This is a genomic window from Chryseobacterium oleae, assembly GCF_900115055.1.
Classification (GTDB): Bacteria; Bacteroidota; Bacteroidia; order Flavobacteriales; family Weeksellaceae; genus Chryseobacterium; species Chryseobacterium oleae.
Genome location: NZ_FOVD01000002.1, coordinates 428,048 through 451,460 on the forward strand (window position 1 = coordinate 428,048; position 23,413 = coordinate 451,460).

The 23,413-nt window shown below is 39.0% G+C and carries 19 protein-coding genes and 1 riboswitch; of the genes, 4 read left to right on the plus strand and 15 right to left on the minus strand.

All coding sequences use genetic code 11. The features are described from left to right. The 9 genes from BM143_RS09115 to BM143_RS09155 form a co-directional block, all read right to left on the minus strand. On the minus strand, positions 1-2,283 hold the full coding sequence (locus BM143_RS09115; RefSeq protein ID WP_090024198.1) for a cation:proton antiporter: 2,283 nt from the start codon (positions 2,281-2,283) through the stop codon (positions 1-3). A 275-nt stretch (positions 2,284-2,558) separates the two neighbouring features. Further along, positions 2,559-2,948, minus strand: a complete 390-nt coding sequence (locus tag BM143_RS09120) for a hypothetical protein (RefSeq protein WP_090024199.1) — start codon at positions 2,946-2,948, stop codon at positions 2,559-2,561. A gap of 109 nt (positions 2,949-3,057) precedes the next feature. Then, a complete protein-coding gene (locus BM143_RS09125; protein ID WP_090024200.1) occupies positions 3,058-3,768 on the minus strand; it encodes a LytR/AlgR family response regulator transcription factor in 711 nt (236 codons plus the stop codon). Continuing rightward, positions 3,746-4,516 (minus strand): histidine kinase, encoded by a 771-nt coding sequence (locus BM143_RS09130; RefSeq protein ID WP_090024201.1) that lies wholly within the window; start codon positions 4,514-4,516, stop codon positions 3,746-3,748. Before BM143_RS09130 ends, BM143_RS09125 begins: the two co-directional genes overlap by 23 nt. A 195-nt stretch (positions 4,517-4,711) precedes the next feature. After that, a complete protein-coding gene (locus BM143_RS09135; protein ID WP_090024202.1) occupies positions 4,712-5,083 on the minus strand; it encodes a hypothetical protein in 372 nt (123 codons plus the stop codon). Then, positions 5,083-6,276 (minus strand): alanine dehydrogenase, encoded by a 1,194-nt coding sequence (locus BM143_RS09140; RefSeq protein WP_090024203.1) that lies wholly within the window; start codon positions 6,274-6,276, stop codon positions 5,083-5,085. The genes BM143_RS09135 and BM143_RS09140 overlap by 1 nt, the downstream gene beginning before the upstream one ends. A 69-nt stretch (positions 6,277-6,345) precedes the next feature. Continuing rightward, positions 6,346-6,753: a tRNA (adenosine(37)-N6)-threonylcarbamoyltransferase complex ATPase subunit type 1 TsaE gene (gene tsaE / locus BM143_RS09145; protein ID WP_090024204.1), complete on the minus strand. Its 408-nt coding sequence runs from the start codon at positions 6,751-6,753 to the stop codon at positions 6,346-6,348. Continuing rightward, a complete protein-coding gene (locus BM143_RS09150) occupies positions 6,753-7,358 on the minus strand; it encodes a transglycosylase domain-containing protein (RefSeq protein WP_090024205.1) in 606 nt (201 codons plus the stop codon). Before BM143_RS09150 ends, tsaE begins: the two co-directional genes overlap by 1 nt. A 123-nt stretch (positions 7,359-7,481) precedes the next feature. Continuing rightward, on the minus strand, positions 7,482-10,451 hold the full coding sequence (locus BM143_RS09155; RefSeq protein WP_090024206.1) for a T9SS type A sorting domain-containing protein: 2,970 nt from the start codon (positions 10,449-10,451) through the stop codon (positions 7,482-7,484). Positions 10,452-10,581: 130 nt separating this feature from the next. Here BM143_RS09155 and dnaG point away from each other — a divergent pair, with 130 nt between their 5' ends. After that, the gene (gene dnaG, locus BM143_RS09160; RefSeq protein WP_090024207.1) at positions 10,582-12,564 is read left to right on the plus strand and encodes a DNA primase; all 1,983 of its coding nucleotides are present in this window, start codon (positions 10,582-10,584) and stop codon (positions 12,562-12,564) included. A 119-nt stretch (positions 12,565-12,683) separates the two neighbouring features. Continuing rightward, complete coding sequence (gene clpP, locus BM143_RS09165; RefSeq protein WP_034726592.1) at positions 12,684-13,370, plus strand: ATP-dependent Clp endopeptidase proteolytic subunit ClpP; 687 nt, start codon at positions 12,684-12,686, stop codon at positions 13,368-13,370. Positions 13,371-13,571: 201 nt separating this feature from the next. Here the strand turns inward: clpP and BM143_RS09170 are convergent, their stop codons facing one another. Next, on the minus strand, positions 13,572-14,696 hold the full coding sequence (locus BM143_RS09170) for a T9SS type A sorting domain-containing protein (protein WP_090024208.1): 1,125 nt from the start codon (positions 14,694-14,696) through the stop codon (positions 13,572-13,574). Positions 14,697-14,763: 67 nt separating this feature from the next. Then, positions 14,764-14,955: riboswitch (cobalamin riboswitch) on the minus strand. 569 nt (positions 14,956-15,524) lie between these two features. On the opposite strand from BM143_RS09170, the gene BM143_RS09175 reads away from it, so the two are divergent. Continuing rightward, positions 15,525-16,787, plus strand: a complete 1,263-nt coding sequence (locus BM143_RS09175; RefSeq protein WP_090024209.1) for an esterase-like activity of phytase family protein — start codon at positions 15,525-15,527, stop codon at positions 16,785-16,787. An 89-nt stretch (positions 16,788-16,876) separates the two neighbouring features. On the opposite strand, the gene tpiA is transcribed toward BM143_RS09175, so the two are convergent. The 5 genes from tpiA to BM143_RS09200 all read right to left on the minus strand — a co-directional run bounded on the left by tpiA (position 16,877) and on the right by BM143_RS09200 (position 22,084). Beyond that, positions 16,877-17,638 (minus strand): triose-phosphate isomerase, encoded by a 762-nt coding sequence (tpiA, locus tag BM143_RS09180; RefSeq protein ID WP_034726585.1) that lies wholly within the window; start codon positions 17,636-17,638, stop codon positions 16,877-16,879. Between the two features lie 127 nt (positions 17,639-17,765). Continuing rightward, positions 17,766-19,892 carry a S9 family peptidase gene (locus BM143_RS09185; protein ID WP_090024210.1) on the minus strand — a complete coding sequence of 709 codons (2,127 nt, stop codon included), beginning with the start codon at positions 19,890-19,892 and terminating at the stop codon, positions 17,766-17,768. 26 nt (positions 19,893-19,918) lie between these two features. Next, positions 19,919-20,269, minus strand: a complete 351-nt coding sequence (locus BM143_RS09190) for a tellurite resistance TerB family protein (RefSeq protein ID WP_047448769.1) — start codon at positions 20,267-20,269, stop codon at positions 19,919-19,921. Positions 20,270-20,401: 132 nt separating this feature from the next. Then, positions 20,402-21,514: a BT_3928 family protein gene (locus BM143_RS09195; protein ID WP_090024211.1), complete on the minus strand. Its 1,113-nt coding sequence runs from the start codon at positions 21,512-21,514 to the stop codon at positions 20,402-20,404. A gap of 6 nt (positions 21,515-21,520) precedes the next feature. Next, positions 21,521-22,084, minus strand: coding sequence for a DUF1599 domain-containing protein (locus BM143_RS09200; RefSeq protein WP_034726574.1), 564 nt, complete (start codon positions 22,082-22,084; stop codon positions 21,521-21,523). A gap of 395 nt (positions 22,085-22,479) precedes the next feature. Here BM143_RS09200 and folP point away from each other — a divergent pair, with 395 nt between their 5' ends. Further along, positions 22,480-23,367, plus strand: a complete 888-nt coding sequence (gene folP / locus BM143_RS09205; protein WP_449384774.1) for a dihydropteroate synthase — start codon at positions 22,480-22,482, stop codon at positions 23,365-23,367. The last annotated feature ends 46 nt before the right edge of the window (positions 23,368-23,413 follow it).

Genomic DNA, 23,413 nt, shown 5'->3' on the forward strand with positions numbered 1-23,413 from the left:
CTATGGATTAGAGATAATCAATGTTGAAGGAATATCAGATAACCACAGACTCTTACTGTCGATCAGGTTTTTCCAGCTTTTGCTGCTGACCAGCATCAGGTCCTGTGCGTTCAGAAATTCTTTCTCGATCTTTTTCTCGTTATATAAAGTGATGTGATTGGGTGCTACCTGTTCGATGCTTCTGATCAGTTCCTTCACCTCAATATTGTTGCGGATCTGTCCTGCGGCATCTAGGATAATGATTTGTGAATTGTTATTATTGATCAGCCTTTTGGCATATTCAAGCAGATAAAAATCGCTCAGGTTGAAGATCGGAACAAATACCTTATCGGCAGATTTAAAATCTTTTTCTACCATAACGCCTACCGGAATATGGGTTTTGTCCAGAATCTGAAGCGTAAAATCGTCAAAAGGAGAGTTGTTGAAAATGTTTCCTTTGCCTTTTACCGTGTTCAGAAGCTTTTCCGGGTTGATGATCTTGGTGGTGAATCCTAACAATCTTCCGAGCAAACTTCCTTCATACATAGATTTACCCAGCATAATCAGGAGAAGATCGTAATTTCCTTTATTGGAGATTCCTGTAAGGTCGCTTTCAATATCTGTGGACGCTTTGAAAAGCGTAGTCACTTCCAGTTTCAGGTCGTGGGATGTCTCAATCACGTTTTTAAACTGAGCATCTTCATACTCATTGATATCGTAGGCGTGCATTTCGTCTACCGGAGCAATATTCACTGCGGTAATGCTTTTGTTGCCGTTCATTTTATTGGTGAAATCATGGGCCAACTTCAGCAAAGTGCTTCCGGATTCAGGTTTGTCAAAAGAGAGCAGGACGCGGTATTTGGAATCATTGTTGTCATGAGTTTCTTCGTCGCTGCTTTTTTTGGATTTAAAAATAAAATTAATAAAGTCTAAAGCAGGCCCCGTCATAAAGGTGGTAAATAAAGCCATAATAACCAACATCGCGAAGATTTCCGGACTTAATACTCCAAGATCATACCCGATATTCAATACAATCAGTTCCATCAGTCCCCTTGTATTCATCAAAGCTCCGATCGTTAAACTTTCTTTCCAGTTGATGCCTACAAACCGCGCGGTGAGGGCACTTCCAATAAACTTTCCTGTAACCGCGGTTAAGATGATAAATACTGCTGTCAGCCAAAGGTGACCGTCATTCAATAGCCCGATTTGTGTACGTAAACCGGTAAATACAAAGAAAAGAGGAAGTAAAAGAACTAAAGCCACATCTTCCACTTTATCGATGAAAAGGGTACGGAATTTCGCATTTTCCGGCATAATCGCTCCTGCCATAAACGCTCCGAATAAAGCATGGATACCAATCACTTCAGTAGCATAGGCAGAAAGAATCAATGTAAGGAAGAAAATAGCGACCATCGGTTTGCTGATGGTGTTTTTGCCTGCCTGAAGGTCCCCGATTCTTTTCAGGAACGGTCTCACAATTTTGATCATTAAAAATACATAAGCGATAGCCATAATGATCACATAGATAGAACTGGTGAAAGAACCTGCTTTTACAATCGCAATAACGGCTGCAAGGATACACCAAGCCGTAATATCATCGGCTGCGGCACAGGTAATAACGATAGTTCCCAGTTTTGTTTTCTGAAGATTTCTCTCCTGAACAATCCTGGCTAGTACCGGAAATGCTGTGATACTCATCGAAATCGCAATAAACAGGGCAAAAGATGTAAACTGAATGCCTTCCGGTGCAAATTCCTGATAGACGAAATAAGAAAGTCCTATTCCCAATGCAAATGGGATGATGATACTCGCATGACTGATCACTACGGCATCATGAGCTTTTTTTCTTAATACACTCAGATCCAGCTCCATTCCTACAATATACATAAACAGGATAAGTCCTATCTGGCTTAAAAACTGTAAGTTACCTAATGATTCTTTCGGGAAAAGGAAAGCAGAGAATTCAGGAAAGTACATCCCGAGTAATGACGGCCCCAAAACAATACCTGCGATCATTTCACCGATGACGGTAGGTTGCTTGATTTTCATACAGATCCATCCGAAAAGTCTGGCAACCAGAATAATGGTGACAATCTGGGCAAGAAGCAATGCCAGCGGATGGTGAAGATTGGCTTTAAAAGATTCCTGGAAGTTGTCCCAGGTAGAGCCGGTGCTTGTCTTAGTGACTATATTTTCCTTGATCTCCAGCGTCTGTCCCTCTATAATAAAGAAGTACATCAGGCAGGAAAAAAAGGCGATGGTAGCTATGTAAAAAATTAAATTTCTGTATTTTCCCCAGTTCATGATTCCTATATTTTAATGCAAAGTTGATGAGAATATATTGATGTTAAATGCTCTTGTTCTTAAAATGTAATAAATGTTCTAAAAAATGTAATAAAAACCGCAAAAGGTTTGGAAGCTGGAAGAGAGAGGATGGAAGTTACTGTTGGGCATTTATTATAATACCTGTCTCAAAATTTGCTTGAAGCAATCCTAAAATTAATAAAACTGTATTTCAGTTATGTTTCAAACCTTAATAACATCCCTCTTCCAGCTTCCTTCTCCCGTACTTCAAAATTCTATCTGAAAGAATACCCCAATCCGATTCCTACTTTCCAGGCTCCGTTTTCAGCAGATGTTTTTGTATTGTAATAAACCGGTATCTGAAACGCTATCTTTTTATAAACCGCGGTAATACCGGCTCCCAGGTTGGGTGTGACAGGACTGTTTTTGGTTCCCGGAGAACGGTCCTCTTTAATTCTAAGCGATGGAAGCATTCCGGCGATCAGTTTAAGGCCTTTATGGGTAAAGCTGACATTCGGGCCTGTAAAATTGATAAAAGCTCCATGATCCACATATCCGGCCGCTACAATTCCGTCGAAAAAGGAGGCCTTGACCTTGGAACCTGTTTCCTGGGAAAAGCAAAGCCCGGATATGAGAATTCCTGCTGCATACAGACAATTTTTCATTATACAATCATTTAATCAGCAGCAAAAATACGTTGGAAAGGTCGTGTAAAAGGGGAGGATGTAATGAAACCGTTACATTTTGCAGTGAAACCGCAAAGGTCTGAAAGATCTACTTTCCGAAGAGCTCCATTAATGAATGTTTATAAGCTTCTCCGATCTGAAGTTTCAGGAAATTATCGCCTTCCGACTGAATGGTACTGATAATTTCGTTGGTGGAAAATACTTTGATGGAAGACAGCGCAATGATCTCCTTTTTATTCACCTGAGCGAAGTCTTTGGAAGGGAGCATTTCGAGAAGTGTCTTAAAGCTGAGGTTTTTGAGGACGATGGTGGTTCCGTCGTTCAGGATAATATCTTTATCGCGGCTGTCGATTTCTGAGGTTTTAATGTAAGCGATCTGTTCCGTGAAAATGACTGTTCTGCCGATATTGGTATTCCATTCGATCAGATCTTTTTTGTGAGGAACGTCTACCAGTTCTTTGGCTTTTTCGAAGGCCTGAATGAGTCTTTCTTTTTTGATGGGCTTTCTGACGTAGTCTACCACATTCAGGTCAAAAGCTTCCGCTGCATATTCCTTGTAAGCGGTGGTAAAGATGATTTTTTTGGAGCCTGAAATAATTTCTGCCACCTGAAGTCCGGTCATTCCAGGCATTTCAATATCCAGGATACAGAGATTGCAGTCGATTTTATCAATCTCACTCAGGAAAATTTTGGGGTCATTAAATGCTTTTACCACTTCTACATTTTCGATCTGCTCGCATAGAAGTTTTAAATAACTGATGGCCAGTAATTCATCATCAAGAATAACGCATTTTATCATAGAATTCCCCTAAATTGATTTTTAATTCTGCCGTGAAGATACCGTTTTTTGAGCTTTTCTCGAGCTGATAATGATTGTTGTAAATCATTTTCAATCTTTGATCCAGAGATTGGCTCCCGAAACCACTGTTTTCTTTGGCAAGAACGTTTTTTAAAGAAGCTTTGTTACTGACTTTCATCGTGAAAATACCGTTTTCGAGCTCCAGATGAATGGAGATAAAGGAATCCTGGGCCAGAAAATCAGTGTGTTTAAAGGCGTTTTCAATAAGATCAACAGAGATCAGCGGAGCGAAAACCTTTTCTTCATACACGGTATCCGACTTATTGATTCTTGATTTGATCCTGAAATCAAAAAGTGGATTGATCTTTATTTTATTGATCTCGATAAGGCTTAAAGCGAAATTCAGTTCCTCTTTAGGACTTACAAATTTATTGTTGCTTTCATATAAAATATAATCCAGAACATTCGCAAGTTTATCCAGTGACATATACGTCTGGTAGGCATGCGACTGCACCGAATTCAGAATGTTTTTGAAGAGATGGGGATTCAGTTTGGTACCAATATGCTCCAGCTGGACTTCATTCAGTTTCTGTTCAATGATTTTATTCGTTTCGGTGAGGCGGGTATTTTTCTGTCTGAACCTGCTGTTCTGGCTGAAAAGATAAATACTGACCGTAAGCAGGAAGAAAATAGCAAATACTCCAATGAATATCAGATAATCGTGGATCATGTAGTAATTGCCTTCCATAAAAATATGATTTGATGCTAGTATTTAAAATCAGTTTAATTTAACCATTAAGAACATTTAAGCTATTAAGATTAATGAAGAAAAATATCAAAGATATTTATAAAGAATGCTGCTTATTATTTGACATCGTCAAATCCTTAATTATTCTTTTTTAAGCAGGTTTCTTAATTCCTTAATGTTTAAAATAAAATTTATTTACTTCAGTTTCTTCAAAGAATTCAGCGTAACCGTTTCCTCACATTTTTCAAAAGAGATTTCATAGGTCGGGTTTTTCTCCGGATAGGTAATCACATAGTCAGGACAAGGCTTTTTCTGAGCATGACTTCTGTCGAAATCTACTTTTCCGTTCGTAATGATACTGTCTTTTATAAATTTCTCATCAATTTTATAGGTCGCCATTCCGTTTTTAGCCTCTTCAGAATATTTGAATTCCTTAGAAAGGGTTTCTGCAATCACACGACTGTTGGGAAGGTATCCGCTGCAGCTCGCGCCTTTTTTGTTTAAAATAAAAAATACAAGAATCAGCCCCGGAATAAGGCCTATTAAAAAGAATTTAATTTTTTTCATTAGAAAATTAAAAGATTGATATCGTGGTAAGTAAGTCCGAAACGGTCGCAGATCACTTTTTTGGTGTGTCTACCTTTGTACATGTATAAGCTCTGCTTCATTTCGTTTTTGCGGATCAGCATATTTTCAAAACCACCTTCTTCATCGTAATTCAGGATATAAGAAAGGAAGAAATTGGAAATAGCTTTGGTCGTGGTTCTTGGCATTCTGGACGTAAGATTCGGAAGTCCGCAGTGGATCACGCCGTATTTGATGATGTAAGGATCTTCCATCGTTGTCAGTTCGGATGTTTCGATCACTTTGCCGTTATCTATGGTAATATCGATGATGACACTGCCTTTTTTCATTTTTGCGACCATTTCTTCGGTAACGATAGGCGTCATATTTAATCTTGGAAGGGCACCGATCACCACATCTGCACGTCTTAAAGCTTTGCTTAATTCTTTGGGATCAATGATGGAGGTCGGAACTCTGCTGTCTACAAGGGTGTGAAGTCTTCTCAGCTTTGAAAGTGAGTTGTCAAAAACCCGTACGCTGGCTCCCAGTCCGATGGCTGCTTTTGTGGCAAATTCGCCCACAATTCCTGCACCCAAAATAACAACTTCTGCAGGTCTTACTCCTGTGATACCGCCCAGCATGAGGCCGTTTGACAGGGCAAGAAGTTCCGATGCATATAAAATAGAAACGGTTCCTGCTATTTCGCCGACGAGTCTTACCAGAGCAAGCTGTTTGTATTCGTCAACGATAAATTCAAATGCAATAGCGTTGATTTTTCGCTCTGCCAGCTTTAAGAAATAAGCTTTATCTCTTAGGTTGATCTGAAGAGCTGAAACCAGATAGGTATTTGGTTTCATGAATTCAATTTCTTCTTCTGTAGGAGGATTGATCTTTAGAATAAGATCCTGCCCGAAAGCTTCTTTAGGATCATTGGTAATCTTTGCTCCCGATTCAGAATACTGAAGATCTGTAAAAAAAGAGCCTTCACCAGCACCGGCTTCAATAATAAGCTCGTGACCGTGTTCTACCAATACCTGTACCGCGTCCGGAGTAATGCAGGTTCTCCTCTCATTAAGACAGGTTTCTTTAGGAATTCCAATACTGAACTGTTTTCCTTTCTTTATAACCTCCAACTTTTCTTCTTTCGGCATCAATTCTTCTTCAGTAAAAGGAGTAAAAATATTTGTAGTACTCATTCTTTAAATAAATTATGTCTTACAGGTTGTTGTTTTTCAATCGAATTTATAAGCAAAGATACATAATATTTACTCGAATGAAATTTCTCTTTCATCCCCTGTATTCACGATGCTCATTGTGTGGTACTTAAGCCCGTAGAGCTCTTCTTCGTATACTTCAGGCCATTCTATGATGCACAAAAAGGCATTATCCAGGTATTCTTCGATGCCGATATCATATACCTCTTCAATGTTTTTTAAACGGTAAAGATCAAAGTGATAAATCTTCCCTTTTGGAGTATTGTATTCGTTGACAATAGAGTAAGTAGGAGAGTTCACTTCATCTTGGCTTCCCAGGTTTTTGAGGAGAAACTGAGTGAACGTTGTTTTACCCGCGCCAAGATTTCCTTTTAATAGAAGGATGTTATGCTTTAAGTCAGGAATGATCTTATCGACAACTTCCTGCCATTGTTCAATGTTATGGATGGTGAAATTCATTATTTGTTTAAATTTTTTTTATATAAATCGTAAAAATGTGAAGTTCTTACTTTGGAATGTTGAGGATTTCTATTTCTGTCATTTTTAACAGGGTTTTCATACAGACTTAGTATTTCCGCCATTTCTACAGGATTTAAATCTTCAATTTTTTTATTAAAGAGAGACTTTGATAATGTTGTAATGCCTTTTCTGTTTTCTAAAAAGTCAAACATATCAAAATTAAAACTCAGGCAATCTGTTTGTTTATAATAATGCTCAATATATCTTGAAATAATAAAATATTTTATTACGGATTGTGCTTTAAATGTTAGGTGAGGATAAAAAGTATAGGCTGTCTGGCTGCAGGGGCATTCTTTTCTTGAAACTGATGATCTGAATATATTATCAATCATTAGATCCCACGAATTTGTAGATAGAGACTTTGGATAGACTGTATTATAAAAGGTTGTAAAGTTTTCTGGAAGTTTTGGAGTACTTCTCATTGCACCTGTGATTGTTTTGCGGTCTTCTGTCTGTAAAAAATATTTTCCTCCAAATTCTATGCATAGAATAAGCAGGGCAAAAGTAGAAATGAGTGCTATGGTAATGCTTTTTAAAAACTTCATCCAAATGATTAATGAAAGCGATGAAAACTTCGCTTATTAATGTTACAAATTTAATTCTAAATTATAATCAAAACAAAACCGGCTGAAAAATTCCAGCCGGTTCATCATCTAATAATACAAAGGTTACTGTTTAATGATCTTGTTGATAACGGTCTGGTCATTGTTCAGCGTTACCTTAAGGATATAAATTCCTGAAGCTATATGTTCAAGCGAAACTTCCTGTACCTGACCTCCTGTTTTTACAAGCTGTCCGGAAATAGTATACAGTTCAAAAGATTTCACTTTCTCCTTAGAATCGATCTTTACGAAAGATATGGCCGGATTCGGATAGATTCTTAATTTATCTTTTACCGTTTCGAGGGTAGATAAAGTACCCGCCTTGATTTCAAAATTGTCAAAAGAAAGATCAAAATCTCCCGCCGTCCTGTTGGCATTAATTCTAACTTTTACAAACTGGTTTTGATAAGCGGCGAGAGAATATGTTTTTTTGATATAATTTCCTGTACCCGGTTCATTATTTACCGTTCCTATGGTCGTCCATGTTGCCCCGAAATCCGTAGAAATCTGTACATCAAAGTTCCCCCAGGTAGCTAACGGTGCAAACGGGCTGCTGTAGTTCGTCTGTTTATAAGAGAAGCTTAGCTCATAATTAGCCGCATTTAATGGTCCCACATTGATGCTGCTGAATGTTCCGGCTGTGGAGTTGGCAAATAGGTTTTTATATAGATTGGTAGTTGTAGTTCCGTTTCCGGTTGCTCCTCTTTCTGATCCCAGTGCAAAAGATTGTGGACTTGTTCCGGTAGTCCATCCCTGCGGGAAAGTGGTAGTCATAAATTCTTCCTTCCATGGAGCCGGTGTCGTAGGAACGGTGGAGAATGCGACTGTTTTCCATGGGCTTTTTTCACCTGGCGAACAGATTCTTCTGATCCAGAAATAATAAGTACCGTTTGAAAGACCTGAAATCACTACAGAATTGGTTCCTGAAACTAAGGTTACAAATGTGTTGGTGTCTGCCGGTGGTGTATTCACTGTAGAAACAAAATATTCATATCCCGATGCTGGCTGTTGATTATTAACGTTCGTCCATGAAATATTCGCTCCATTGTAAGTTTCCGCATTTAAGGTCACGGAAGCAAGTTCAGTACAGCTCGGTGCCGGTTCCCAGATCACATCATCCACGTACATATAGGACCATGTACTTCCGTCCACTCTTCTGATTCCCAGATGATCAGCAGATCCTGAGTAATTATTAATATACACCACATATTCCTGATACGTCGTAGTCAACGGTATGGTTTCAATGATTTCAACGTTGGCAGAAGAAGTGGTTCCTGTTAAAGCAACAATCTGAACTTTGATATCAGCCGAAGTTCTTCTCGCTTTAAAACGAAGCCTGTGTGTTCCGCTGCTGATGTTGGTCAGTTCAGGACTTACCAGAATCATTTTTGTTGCAGCCTCCGTTGCAGTGGCACCATTTCCATAAAAACTAATATTATTCGGTGACGAATTAGCATCCGTTGTGGTTAAGCTGATGGTTGGTGTAGAACCATTATTCGAAGTCAGAATTTTACCCCAGCAATTGGGAAGATTGTTGGTTCCTGAAACGGAATCAAAACTTTCGTAGAATGAAGAAGCAGGCGTACAGGTCGTATAAATACTTACCGTACTGGAATAAGAGCTTTGACACTGCGTGCTTACACTTTTTCCGCGGATGAAATACAGAGTATTCGGTTGTAGTCCTGCAATATGTTGTGACAAAGTAGAAGTTCCCAGTGTAAATGGTGATCCCGCTACCATTGAATTGAAATTACTGTCTGAAGCCACTTCAATCACGTTGTTAATCGGCAGTGCGCTCCCGTTTTCAGTTACAGGCCATGTCACGTCAAATGAATGGGTATTGGCGTTGGAAGCTGTAATCCCATTAACAGGAATCGGGCAGTTGGTGATGGAACTGCTTACCGGATTCTGAGTATTATATAAAGGTCCGTTTGTACAGTTTGAATTCACTGCATAAACCGTGTACGTATACTGATTATTTCCGCGGATGCCGTGGTTATAATTGTTTTCAAAAGTGGTATTGGCTCCGTAATACGCTACATAAGCATTCAGAGAAGTATTTTCTCCCGTTGTATATACCGTTCCGTTGGTTGGGGCATTAGGCACCGTTCCGTTTACATTTCTCAGGATAAGGTATTTGTCAGCGGCCGGAGAACTGGCTATAAAACTTCCGTTAATGATGATTCCCGTATTGGTTAAAGCTAAATTGGAAGGCTGTGCTGAAGGAGCCATACATGGAGTGGGAGCCGTCCAGTTAAAAGTCAGTCCCTGTGCAGCCAGAAAACTGTAATTACTCGCGATTCCTGCAGAAGAATTGCTTCCTGCTACCGTATTATTCCAGTTGCTGGTGGCATTTCCGGAAGCCGTTCTGTTGTTGTAATCATTGCTTGAAGTTCCGCGAAGTCCCACCTTGGCATTGGTTGCGCTTGGGGTTCCCTGGGAATTCAGGCTGTAAACATATTTAATGCTTCCGTTTTCATGTAATCTCGCCTGGAAATTCCAGTCGTGGTGGGAGGCTGCAGTGGCAGGAGAAGCTCCGTAAGGTCTGAAATGACTCCATTGAACCACAAATTCACGGTTGGGAGTACTTCCGGTCACCGCATAATCAATAGATCCCTTTAATCCATTAATATTAAAAAGAGATTCAAGATCTGCAGACAATGGTGAAATCACCCCGGAATAAGAAGTTCCCGAACCGATAGGATCCGTAGAGCTGGATGTTGTACTTCCAAAGCTGATGAATCCGTTGGCATGTACTTTTATGGAATTAAATGCAGTTCCGTTAAAAGGAAAAGAGAAGGGAATAACGTCATTCAATGTGTAGACATTTTCGTCCAGAAGACCTGTTCCGGTAGATGCTGTAGCAGTGGCAATATTGGTTGCGCCGGATAAAGGTGTATACGTTCCCTGATTCTGTGAGAAAGAATAATAAGAGACAATCTGTGCATTCATAAAGACCCATCCTGAGAGGACGAGAGCTCCGGCCATGCGTAATTTTGACCGCGTGAGCAGTCTAAAGAATTGAGTTGTAATCATGCTTAATGTTTAAAAATTTTCAATGCAAACTTATTATTTTTAATTAGAATTAATTTAAATAAGAATTGTGATATAAATCATTCTTTTCTGGGAAGTTTTTTTCTTCAAACTAAATATTTAATTTTACACTATGATTTCCAAACAGACCATAGACAAGATTTTCTCAACGATACGGGTAGAAGAGATAGTAGGAGAGTACGTTCAGCTGAAAAGAGCCGGGTCTAACTTTAAAGGGCTCAGTCCTTTTCATGAGGAAAAGTCGCCAAGTTTCGTCGTTTCACCAAGCAAGCAGATTTGGAAAGATTTCTCCACGGGAAAAGGAGGGACGGCCATTTCTTTCCTGATGGAAATCGAGAATTTTACTTATCCTGAAGCCCTTCGTCATGCCGCCAAAAAATACGGGATTGAAATCGAAGAAGATCAGCGTGAATTTTCCGAAGAAGCAAAACATGCACAGACGGAAAAAGATCAGTTATACAAAATTCATGAAGTAGCCAATTCCTATTATCAGGAAATTCTTTGGGATTCCGAAGAAGGAAAAAGTATTGGTCTGGCTTACTTCAGAGAACGTGAGCTGAAAGATGATATCATCAGAAAATTCCAGCTTGGATATTCGCCGGAAAAGAAAAATTCATTTACGCTTTATGCCGAAGAAAAAGGCTACACAAAGGAAATTCTTGAAAAATCCGGACTTTCCATATTCCCTGAAAATACACCATCCGGAATCGACCGTTTCCGTGAAAGGGTTATTTTCCCGATTCACAGTTTTTCGGGCAGGGTTTTAGGTTTCGGAGCCAGAATTCTTAAGAATAATGTAAAAACTGCCAAATATCTCAATTCGCCGGAAACGGAAATTTACCATAAGTCTAATGTACTTTATGGCTTAAACCAGAGTAAACAGGCTATTTCAAGGAAAAATATCTGTCTTTTGGTGGAAGGTTATATGGATGTGATCGCGCTTCATATGTCCGGAATCGAAAACGTTGTAGCGAGTTCAGGAACGTCTCTGACAACGGAACAGATTAAACTTATCAAAAGGCTGACAGAAAATGTGACGATCCTTTTTGACGGGGATAATGCCGGAATTAAAGCCAGTTTCAGAAGTATCGATATGCTGCTTACGGAAGGAATGAACATCCGTGTTCTTCTATTTCCTGATGGTGACGACCCTGATTCATTCTCAAGAAAACATCCGCAGGAATATGTAGAAAAGTTCATCGAAAATGAAGCGATGGATTTCATTGATTTTAAAGCTGAAATTCTTTTAAAGGAAGTCGGAAACGACCCCATTAAAAAAGCCGAAGCCATCAGAGATATCGTAAAATCTGTAGGTTTTGTTCAGAATGCTTTAAAACGGGAAGTTTATCTGAAAGAAGTTTCCAATAAATTCGGACTTTCGGAGCAGAGTCTTTTCAACGAGCTTGATGTTCAGAAACAGATCACACAGAACCAGACGCAGCACGTTCAGCAGCAGAAAGAAAAAGTTCAGCCGAAGCTTGAAATTGTGCCTTTGGATGAGGAAAAAGAAGATCCTTATCTGTATGATGTTCTGTTTATGGAGAGCAAGCTGGTGGATCATATGCTGATGTTTGGAGATATTGTTCTGAAAAGAACCAATGAGAAAAACGAGGAGTATCAGATTACCGTGATTGAAGAAATCCTGCTGCATTTTGAAGAAGAGCAGTATAACTTTTTGGTTAAAGGCAACGAAATTATCATCAATCAGGTGAGAGACGGTATTCAGAAAGATGAGCTGAGAAGCGGAAACTTTTTTGTAGCGCTGATGGATGAAGAAATTACATCAAAAGTAGTGGATGCACTGATGCCATTGGATGAGCTGGAAAACTGGGGTTCCAGAAATATTTATCCCCCGAATTATGGCGACAAAATAGCAGAACAGGTGCAGGGCGACGTTTTACTCCATAAATACAGATATATTGATTATCTGATCAAAGAAACAGCACGACAGTTAGACCAGTACAGCGGAACGGATGAGGTAAAATACTACGAGCTGATCAAAAAAATCACGCTGCTGAAACAGGCTTCCATCAGACTCAGCGATATTATTGAATATTCTCCTATCAAAGGCATCTACATCGACAGGAAAAGATAAATTGACAGACATTCTGCTGATCATCACGCTGATATTCTGTGACAAAAAGTCCTATAAAATTTTAGGAATAAAAGTTGTAATTTAAACTTCGAAAATAGTTAATAATACATAATAGAAATATGGACATTAAAAAAGACTTCAGAGATTTCTCTGTAAAACATTTAGGAAACAACGGTTTGGTTACCGATCAGTATATGGGAATGTACGGCCCAACAAACCTTACGCCATATATCATGGAAGAAAGAAGATTGAACGTTGCACAGATGGACGTATTTTCACGTCTGATGATGGACAGAATTATCTTCTTAGGAACCGGAATCGACGATCAGGTGGCTAACATCGTAACTGCACAGCTTTTATTCTTAGAAAGTGCAGATCCATCGAAAGATATTCAGATCTACATCAACTCTCCGGGAGGAAGCGTGTATGCAGGTTTAGGGATCTATGACACGATGCAGATCATCAAGCCGGACGTAGCAACAATCTGTACAGGTATGGCAGCTTCAATGGGTGCTGTTTTATTAGTAGCAGGAGAAAAAGGAAAACGTTCTGCGCTTAAGCATTCAAGAGTAATGATTCACCAGCCGTCAGGAGGTGCTCAGGGAGTAGCTTCAGATATGGAGATCAACTTAAGAGAGATGCTTAAATTAAAGCAGGAGCTTTATGAAATCATCGGTCACCACTCAGGACAGACTTACGAATGGGTAGAAAAGTCTTCAGACAGAGATTACTGGATGACTTCCGAAGAAGCAAAAGGCTACGGAATGGTAGACGAAGTTTTGCAGAGATCTACAGAGAAAAAATAATTTCCTTTTTTGGAAATAGTTAAAAACGCACCGGTTTCGGTGCGTTTTTTTGTTTTTATTTAACCACAAAAGAAACAAAAGTTTTTTGAACACTTTAGTTATTTTGAAGTTGAATACTTTGAAAATAGAAGATCACTTAAGTTTTTATGAAAATCTTCGATTCTCAAAAGTGGCAAAAATGCTCGCCCAAAGGCAATTTATTTATTTCTTAATTATCTTATGAACCGTAGTATTCTTAGATGTTTTAATTTCTACTAAATAAATCCCGGCCTTCAATGTCTGAATATTAATCTTTGTGGTATTTCCAGTCAATACTTTCTGCCCTGATACGGCATAAATATTCACTTCTTTAAGATCTTCAGCATTCTCTATTCTGATAAAATCACTTGCAGGATTAGGATAAATTCTGAATTCCTTTTTACTGTTTTCAGAAACACCTAAAATCAGGTTCGAAGCTTCTCTTGGAGTGAAAGGCTGTCTCTGTCCAAAACTTAAGCCCAGCCAGTCATTATTACCCAGTTGAATCTGAGAGAGATTGGTTTGTCCTCTCCAGCTTGAAAGATCTTTTCCTTTGAAAAGCTTCCAGGTATTGGTTCCGGATGCATTTCCTGTAAAATTATTGAGAGAAAGAGTGCTGATTTTATTGCTACCTGATGTAAAATTAAAATAAGGCGCCTGAGCATGAATCAACTGTAAAGCCTGTTCAGCATTTAAGCTTCCGTTGTATTTAATTCCGAACACAAAAGAATGAGCTTCTCCGGCAGAACTGCTGGTTCCAAAATCGATAATAACAAGGCTGGTATTATTTCCTGTTCCGATCCAGTTAGTGATCTGTGAAGAATTGTACCACGAAAAGTTGTAGGCAGCTACAGGAGGAGAAGGATGGGAAAGTGGTGGTGTAGTGGGAGTAGATCCATAACCGAATGATGCCCCATACCATTTTCCATCAACGAGCGGATCATTGTTGGCCCCATTGTTCAGGTGCATATTTTCTGCGGTAGGACCGGACCATGTAGACCAATAGTCTTCCAGACTTGGCGTGTGGTGATTGTAATTGATGCTGTAAAGAAATCCTGAAGGCACTTCTGTTTCCAGTTTTGAATCTACTGCGTCAATAGCATTAATAAGATCTTCCATGGTAAGGTTATTGGCATCATAACGGAAACCCCAGGCGTAGGATGTAGGATTGTCGCTGTCATTAAAATCAGCGATGAAATAAGCTTTTTTAGAGCCTGTTCCTACCCAGAATTTGACGTCATTTTCTGTAAACTGGGCGGAGATTTGCTGCAGACACAGCAGCAGTAAAAAAAGATAAATCTTCTTCATAATATAATTAAATTAAAGTTTTATTCCCGAAACTTTCCATCCGGAAAAGAATACAAAATCTCTTTCCGAAGTGAATACAGATAAGGCAGGTCTCCTGGCTCGCTTCCTTAAATACGCCTTCCCGGATGGTGATCCAGTGGCATCATGTACTTAAAGTTTAAAATAGCTTACAGTTGCGGGTACAGCCCAAGCATTGAATTTCTTCTCACTTGATTCCCTGTTAATGAACAGATGTTCAGCCTTAACTGCTGCAAATATATCATATAAATTTTTGAAGGCGTTTTGTGAATTATCTCACTATATATTCCTTTTGTTTAAGGGTTGGATATTTTTTAGATCGTGATTTTTTGATTTAATAAAGAATAGGAGAGAAGGTTATTGATATTCGGATTAATCTCGTGTTTAAAATTTAAAACTTTTGATTTATTATAAAATTTGCTGAATATTGATTTGTAACTGCTATACATTGACTTCGGAAAATGGAGCGTTAAAAAAATAAATACTGTGAACGTTAAGAAAATTCTACTGTCCGAAGCGCGGGGCTGTAATTGAAGCGAAGCAGAAATAGTCATTCCGCGCAAGTTTTAGAATTTTTAGAGAACAGAATTTATTTTTAGCGGAAGTTTCCCGGTCTTGAATTTTTGATTCTTTTGTTTGACTACGTCGAATCTGTGATTTCAAGACAAAAGAATAGGATAAAATATCTGGTGTATTTTGTTGGAGTTTTCCAACAATAAAGTTTAAACAAGTTGATTGTTAAAATACAATTATTATTAAATTCAAGATCAGTTTACAATCAATGTATACTTTCGCGGCATAAAAGTAACTATGAGAAAACTGCTGTTATCGGCAATCGTATTCACAGCGCTCGCATCGTGTAAAGATGACGACAAAATGAATAACCAGGATATCAATTATGCCAGGCTTCCTCAGGAATTTCCTTTCTCCAAATTGGCAACAGTCAATGGCGTGGATGTCATTAACGGAGGATTTGGTTCCGGTGCTGCGGCACATCCGACAAGAAAAGGTGAGTTCTATGTGATTACGGACCGTGGTCCCAATACAGACTATCTGAACGGGAAAAAATTTCCGGCTCCGAATTTTACCCCAACTATCATGCATTTTAAAATTAATGCAGAAGGAAATATCGAGATCATTAAATATATCAAGCTTAAAAATCCTTCCGGCCAACCGATTACAGGTCTTCCCAACCCTGCAGGCATGGGCAGTACAGGAGAAACAGCTTATGATTCGTCGGGAAATGTTTTAGGAACGGATAATTACGGTCTGGACAGTGAGAGTATTGTTGCAGCAGCAGATGGAACATTTTGGGTGTCTGATGAGTACGGACCACATATTGTTCATTACAATGCAGACGGAGTAGAGCTGGAAAGAATCAGCCCGGTTGGCGTTAATACCGGACCCAAAAAACTTCCGGCAGTTTTAGCTAAAAGAAGAGCGAATAGAGGAATGGAAGGACTATGCATTACTCCGGACGGAAAAACACTCGTAGGAACGATGCAGTCTACCATGTATGTCCCAACAAAGGCATTGGCAACCAATACCACTTTAACCAGAATTGTCACTTTCGATATTGCAACGGGACAGACGAAACAGTATCTGTACAAACAGAATGGAGGTGCTTCAGAGTCGGTATGTGATATTACAGCCATCAGCAACACAGAATTCCTGGTCATCGAAAGAGACGGAAATTTCGGATCGCAGGGAGGAACCAAAAAAGTATACAGAATCAACATAACCGGAGCTTCAGATGTGAACGGAACCGATATTACAGCCGTTGACGGATTGAAGATCAATAACAAAGCCTTAGAGCAGTCTACATGGGATGAAATCACCAATGCCGGAATCAAGCCGGTGTCTAAAATTTTAGCCGTAGATCTGGTCGCAAAATTAGGATATGAACATGACAAATTTGAAGGAATCGTTTATTTAGGAAACAATAAACTGGCCGTCTTCAATGATGATGATTTTGGAATTTTAGATGACGGAAACGGAAATCCGAAAGCTAAAATCCTTCCTAAAACCGGAAAAGTAGACAAAGGAACAATGTATGTAGTCGATATTCAATAATTAGATTTTTTTTAAGAAAACGGCGGCATCGAAGATGCCGCCGTTTTTGACTCTATATGTTTTAAATTCAATAGGAATTTAGCCGAAACCTATGAATTGAAACCTTCAATAATTTTAGAAAAATCCTCCAGTTTCAAAGCTGCACCTCCGATCAGTCCACCGTCGATATCAGGCTGAGAGAAAATTTCTTTTGCATTATCCGGTTTCACAGAACCTCCGTAAAGGATAGAAACCTCGTCAGCTACTTCCTGTCCGTATTTGGCAGCGATGATGCTTCTGATGTGTGCATGGATTTCCTGAGCCTGCTCCGGAGAAGCTGTTTCTCCTGTTCCGATAGCCCAAACCGGTTCGTAAGCGATTACTACTTTTTTGATTTCTTCCGCAGAAAGTGTGAAAAGAGCAACTTCAGTTTGGTTTTTCACCACTTCGAAATGCTGTCCTGCTTTTCTCTGCTCAAGCGTTTCACCATTACAGTATACGGGGATCAGGCCTTTGTCAAGTGCCAATTTGATTTTTCTGTTGCAGTGAGAATCCGTTTCACCGTGGTATTGTCTTCTTTCAGAGTGCCCGATTAATGAACCTGTCGCATCGATAGATTCCAGCATATCTGCAGAAAGTTCACCGGTATAAGCACCGCTCTCATGCTCGCTCATATCCTGAGAAAATACACCGATCTCATCTTTTTCGAAGATATCTTTAGCCATCATTAAATATAAAGAAGGCGGCGCTATCCATACTTCGCAGTTGGTGGTGTTATTGTTTTTATAGCTCAGTAATTGAATCATCAACTGTTGTGCGTCAATGACATTTTTATTCATTTTCCAGTTTCCTGCAACTATTTTTCTTCTCATAGCCTAATTATGTAATTATTATTTATTTTTTTATTTCGCGCAGATTTTACATTTTCGAACAATGTATGAACTTTCATTTTCTGTCATTGTCAATCTGCAAAATTCGCAAAATCTGCGTGATATTTAATTATTTATCAATCCCTTCCAGTTTAAACATGAAAGCATACACCAGGGAAATATCCTTCAGATAGTCAAATCTTCCTGAAGCACCGCCGTGGCCATAATTCATGTCCGTTTTTAATAGCAATATGTTTTTATCAGTCTTCATATCCCTAAGTTTGGATACCCATTTTGCAGGCTCAAAATACTGAACCTGAGAATCGTGAAGTCCCGTAGTTACTAAGATGTTAGGGTATTTTTTCTTTTCGATATTTTCGTAAGGTGAATAAGATTTCATGTAGAAATAAGCTTCCTTATTGTTGGGATTTCCCCATTCGTCATATTCGTTGGTGGTTAACGGAATACTTTCATCAAGCATGGTATTGACCACGTCCACGAAAGGAACCTGTGAAATCACCCCATTCCATAAATTCGGGCTCATATTCGCTACAGCACCCATCAACAGACCTCCGGCGCTTCCGCCCTGAGCATACAGATGTTTTGGTGATGTATATTTTTCCTTAACCAGATATTCTCCAGCATCGATGAAATCGGTAAACGTATTCTTCTTTTTCATCATTTTTCCGTCCTCATACCATTGTCTTCCCATTTCCTGGCCGCCACGGATGTGAGCGATGGCAAAGGCAAAACCTCTGTTCAGAAGACTCAGTCTTGTACTGCTGAAAGAAGCATCCATAGAATTTCCGTAAGATCCATATGCATAAAGAAGCAGCGGACTGTTTCCATCCTTCTTGAATCCTTTTTTGTAAACAATGGAGATCGGAATTTTTGTACCGTCTTTTGCCGTTGCAAAAAGTCTCTCAGTGGCATATTCATCTTTTGCATAACCGCCAAGCACTTCCTGTTGTTTCAGCAATGTTCTTTTCCCGGTCTTTAGATCCTGCTCAAACTGCGATACGGGCGTAATCATAGAGGTATATCCGAAACGGAAATTATCCGTATTGTATTCAGGATTTTCCAGTGAAGAAATGGTGTAAGCCGGTTCGTCAAAGGTCAGCGCCTCTTTCTTAGCTGTTTTTCTGTCGTAAATAACCAATTGGGTAAGTCCGTTCTGTCTTTCACTGAAAACCAGATAGTTTTTAAAGGCACTTACAGCCTGCATTAAGACATCGCTTCTGTGCGGAATGAAATCTTTCCAGTTCTCTACACCAGTTTTATCCAAAGGCGTTTCCGCTATTTTAAAGTTAAGCGCATCTTTATTTGTTCTGATCAGGAATTTGTCTTCCAAAGGCGTGATCGTATACAAAACATTCTTCATTCTCGGCTGGAAAACTTTGAATGTTCCGTTGGGTTGGTCAGCATCCAGATACCTGGTTTCAGAAGAAGTGGTAGCTCCGGAATAAATCAGGATGAATTTGTGATTTTTAGATTTATATACTGAGATATAATTGGTTTTATCCTTTTCCTCGTAAACCGTCACATCTTTACCAGGATCAGTTCCCAGTGTATGTTTCTTAATTTTTTCTGATAAAAGGGTAACCGGATTGTTTTCTGTGTAAAAAATAGTTTTATTGTCATTCGCCCATTCTGCGGAACCTTCTGTATTTTTAATGCCCAGATCGGTTGTTTTTCCGGTTGTTAGGTCCTTTAAAAACAAAGTATACTGTCTTCTGGAAAGATCATCAACACCGTAAACTAGTTTGTTATTATCCGGGCTGATGCTGAAACCTGTAGCACTGTAATACGGATGACCTTCCGCAAGCTTATCTATGTCCAGAAGAATTTCCTCCGGAGCAGTAAGACTTCCTTTTTTTCTGCAGTATTTGAAGTATTGTTTTCCGGCTTCTGTACGGGTGTAATAATAGTATCCGTTTTCAAAAACAGGCACCGATTCATCTTTCTCTTTAATACGGGCCTTCATCTCCTGGAAAAGCTTTTCCCTGAAAGGTTCCGTATCCTTCATCATGCCTTCCCAATAGGTGTTTTCGGCTTTCAGATAATCAACGACTTTTGTGGAGTCTTTTCCTTTCTTGAAATAATCGATCATCCAGTAATACGGATCATTCACTTTATCTCCGTGAATTTCCCGGATGTGTTCCTGCTTTTCAGCGATAGGGGCTTTTAAAGCAGGGAATTTTTGAGATTGTATCGTAGAAGCACTCATAATTAATATTCCCAGATAAAATTTTTTCATAATATGCTTTGTTTTTGGTGTCTGGTTTAGGCCAAATTCCACAGATTTTTCAAAAGCCTGTAGAAAGTATGCTCTTCGTCAGTGACTTTATTGTCAGCTTTGATCAGGGTTTTAGCAAATTCTGCAAATTTTACGCGCTCATCTTCTGTTGAGTCATCAAAGAAACATCTTGCGTGAAATTCAAAGTGGTCTTTCCATTCTTCAGGCTGCAAAAGAGCCAGTGTTTCCAGTTCATTGTCAAGATTCATTCTGAATGGAAATTCGTCTGCCATATACTGCTGAATCAGCATTCCTTCCTCAGGAGCAAATTCCCCGTCTACTGAAGAGAGGATCATTAAAAGATGATAACCGGCGATGGATTTATTTGATTTTTGCATTTGTAAATGTATGTTTAAGTTTAGTGTTTAACTTGGATTGTTGGCAGCTGTTTTTGGGTTGCGAGATACGAGGTTTCGAGGTTCGTGTTTTGTGATTCGTTTTAATTCACAATTCACCATTGACCATTCACCTTAATCAATATAGTCTTTCGCAGGCTGCTTGTCCACGATTTTCCCTTTCTCCAGGATCAGTACAAACGGATTGCTTCTCGCAATAGTTTTGATAGCAGTCGCGTCCATCATAGCATTTTTAATGGTTTTAAAAGTATTGTGATCTGTAGAAATACCGTAAATCACAGCTCCTTTTTGAGTATTCACTTTAGCCTCAAGTTTCTGAATAAGATCAACGGAAACCTCTTTTGGATGATATGAAAATACCAAAACAGCTTTCGGTGCATTGATGATTTCGTCCGTCAGATCTACCCCTGTAGGATCTTCAATTTTGAATTTAACGATTTCAGATTTATAACCTTCTTTCGTCAGAACAGATTCATTTTTCCCTTCCTCAATTTTCCATGGAGAACCTTCTGCCCAATATTTTGTTTCTTTAATATAATCGTCCTGATTTACCTTTAAAACTTCTCCCGTTTTCTGATTTTTAAGGGAATAAAAAGTTTTGTATTCAGAAGGATTTTTATTGATTTTTTCCTTTTCAGTTTTAATATTCGTTCCGATTTTATAATCACGGAAATCGATCAATGGTTCGTGCATAATTCCCTGAGCCATAATGTAAATCATGATCACAGAAAAAAGTCCTAAAAGAGCATATCTGAACTTTCCGGAAGGCTCTTTCGTATTGTCGCTGCTGTACACATCTTTTTTACGGAACTCCTTTCTGTAAAGGATAAACACGATAATAAGACCAACAAGAAGCACAATATCTTTCATAAAACTCTGCCATGGCGTAAACTTGATCGCGTCTCCAAAACATCCGCAATCCGTCACCACATTGTAATAGGCAGAATAAAAAGTAAGGAACCCAAAGAAAATACAAAGGGCAATTAACGCTGAAAGTGTGAATTTAAGCTTCAGCTTTAACAACAGCATAAATCCTAGGAAAAGCTCCAATACGACCACAATGACCGAGAACAGAAGGGCAAATTTTTCCAGGAAGGGCATATTGAAAACCGATGGCGCGAAATATTCTTCCATTTTGAAAGAAAATCCTACCAGATCCACAGCCTTTACAAAGCCGGAAAGAATAAAGATAACAGCAATAATAAAGCGTAATAAACCTTTGATCATAGTAATTTATTTTTGGGTTTCGGAAATATTTTCTTTTTCAGAGAACTTGATCAGACAGAAAACAGCATAATTCAGCATATCGAAATAGTTCGCATCCAGACCTTCAGAAACAATAGTTTTCCCTTGGTTATCTTCAATCTGCTTCGTTCTTAGTACTTTCTGATAAATAAGATCAGTAATGGAAGAAATTCTCATATCCCTCCACGCTTCACCGTAATCATGATTTTTTCTTTCCATTAAAGCCTGTGCATCATTAGAATACTTATCGTAAAGGCTTAAAACTTCCTCCTTATTTTCATTAAAATCATTGGAAAGCCCTTTTTCAAGCTGAATAAGTCCGATAATAGAGTAGTTGACAATCGCAATGAATTCGTCTTCCTCGCTTTCATCCACCATTTTTTTATCCGTCATCTGAAGCGTACGGATTCTGTTTACCTTGATGTAAATCTGATCCGTAATAGAACTGGGTCTCAAAACCCTCCACGCTGCGCCGTAATCCTGCAATTTTTTACTGAAAAGATCACGACACTCACTGATCACTTTCCCGAACTGTACTGATGTTTTTGACATAAATTCTCTTAATCTCCCAAATATACGAATTCGGTTTTAGGTAGCGGGAATCGGGCATTGATTTTTGTCAGAGTTTTGGGGTTTGAGTTGGAGGGTTTAAGAGTGGGGAGAGTTGGAGAGTTTGAGGGTGAGAGCGTTTTAGAGTTGTGGGATTCGGGGTGAGAGGGTTTGAGAGTCGGAGAGTTGGTGGTGGCTGGTTATCAGTTGCTGGTTCTTGTCAGGAAATTTTGAAATAAAGAGATTCTAAACTTAATTTCTATCTAAAAGAATATTCGTTTCCGCCCAAGCCCTTATCAACCAATAGCAACCCAGCAACTAACAACTAGCAACTAGCAACATTCCACAATAAGTCTTAATTTTGCAGAATAGTATCACTTATCAATCCTAAACAAAACATGCTTTCAAACTCCGAAACTTTCCAACCCTCCAACTCTAAGACTCTCCAACCTTTCCACTCCCTCAACTGCAACGGAAGGCTGGTAGAATTGGACACCCCAAAAATTATGGGCATCCTCAATCTTACCCCGGATTCTTTTTCAGACGGCGGGAAATTCAATAGTGAAAAATCTGCGTTGGAACATGCGGAGAAACTTTTGAAAGACGGATCGGAGATCATTGACATCGGGCCGCAATCTACACGTCCGAATGCTGAATTTTTGAGTAGCAAAGAGGAAATAGACAGAATAGGGAATATGATTTCTCTGATCAAAAAAGAATTTCCGGAAGCCCTGATCTCACTGGATACGTTTTATGCTGAAACGGTAAAATTCGGCTTTAATGAAGGAATTGACATGATCAATGATATTTCCGGCGGACAGTATGATGATAAAATGTTTGATGCCGCAGGTGAAACGAAGCTTCCCTACATCCTGATGCATGTGAATCCGTCTTACGAAACGATGCATGATAAAGTTAAATTTGAGGACATTACTCTGGAAGTTAACCGTTATTTTTCTAAAAAGACGAATGAACTTCTCGAAAAAGGAGTAAGAGACATCACCCTCGATCCTGGTTTCGGGTTCGGAAAAACGGTAGAAGATCAGATGAAAATGATTGGGGAAACTGAGTATTTAGGCTTCGGAAAATTTCCTTTATTGATCGGTATTTCCAGGAAATCATTTATCTATAAACCGCTTGGGAAATCTCCAATGGACATTAACGAAGAAACGCAGAAACTTCACTGGAAAGTTTTGGAGCAGGGTGCTAAAATTTTAAGAGTACATGATGTGGCGGAAGCTGCTGTAACCATAAGACAGTTTTGCGAAAAAAATAAAAAGTGTTAAAAAAACTTGTTCAGTATTTAAAAATTAATACATTTGCAGTATGAAT

Bases quoted from the DNA above. Each gene is read 5' to 3' on its own strand.
- BM143_RS09115 (WP_090024198.1), bottom strand. From the start codon at position 2,283: ATGAACTGGGGAAAATACAGAAATTTAATTTTTTACATAGCTACCATC.
- BM143_RS09120 (WP_090024199.1), bottom strand. From the start codon at position 2,948: ATGAAAAATTGTCTGTATGCAGCAGGAATTCTCATATCCGGGCTTTGC.
- BM143_RS09125 (WP_090024200.1), bottom strand. From the start codon at position 3,768: ATGATAAAATGCGTTATTCTTGATGATGAATTACTGGCCATCAGTTAT.
- BM143_RS09130 (WP_090024201.1), bottom strand. From the start codon at position 4,516: ATGGAAGGCAATTACTACATGATCCACGATTATCTGATATTCATTGGA.
- BM143_RS09135 (WP_090024202.1), bottom strand. From the start codon at position 5,083: ATGAAAAAAATTAAATTCTTTTTAATAGGCCTTATTCCGGGGCTGATT.
- BM143_RS09140 (WP_090024203.1), bottom strand. From the start codon at position 6,276: ATGAGTACTACAAATATTTTTACTCCTTTTACTGAAGAAGAATTGATG.
- tsaE (WP_090024204.1), bottom strand. From the start codon at position 6,753: ATGAATTTCACCATCCATAACATTGAACAATGGCAGGAAGTTGTCGAT.
- BM143_RS09150 (WP_090024205.1), bottom strand. From the start codon at position 7,358: ATGAAGTTTTTAAAAAGCATTACCATAGCACTCATTTCTACTTTTGCC.
- BM143_RS09155 (WP_090024206.1), bottom strand. From the start codon at position 10,451: ATGATTACAACTCAATTCTTTAGACTGCTCACGCGGTCAAAATTACGC.
- dnaG (WP_090024207.1), top strand. From the start codon at position 10,582: ATGATTTCCAAACAGACCATAGACAAGATTTTCTCAACGATACGGGTA.
- clpP (WP_034726592.1), top strand. From the start codon at position 12,684: ATGGACATTAAAAAAGACTTCAGAGATTTCTCTGTAAAACATTTAGGA.
- BM143_RS09170 (WP_090024208.1), bottom strand. From the start codon at position 14,696: ATGAAGAAGATTTATCTTTTTTTACTGCTGCTGTGTCTGCAGCAAATC.
- BM143_RS09175 (WP_090024209.1), top strand. From the start codon at position 15,525: ATGAGAAAACTGCTGTTATCGGCAATCGTATTCACAGCGCTCGCATCG.
- tpiA (WP_034726585.1), bottom strand. From the start codon at position 17,638: ATGAGAAGAAAAATAGTTGCAGGAAACTGGAAAATGAATAAAAATGTC.
- BM143_RS09185 (WP_090024210.1), bottom strand. From the start codon at position 19,892: ATGAAAAAATTTTATCTGGGAATATTAATTATGAGTGCTTCTACGATA.
- BM143_RS09190 (WP_047448769.1), bottom strand. From the start codon at position 20,269: ATGCAAAAATCAAATAAATCCATCGCCGGTTATCATCTTTTAATGATC.
- BM143_RS09195 (WP_090024211.1), bottom strand. From the start codon at position 21,514: ATGATCAAAGGTTTATTACGCTTTATTATTGCTGTTATCTTTATTCTT.
- BM143_RS09200 (WP_034726574.1), bottom strand. From the start codon at position 22,084: ATGTCAAAAACATCAGTACAGTTCGGGAAAGTGATCAGTGAGTGTCGT.
- folP (WP_449384774.1), top strand. From the start codon at position 22,480: ATGCTTTCAAACTCCGAAACTTTCCAACCCTCCAACTCTAAGACTCTC.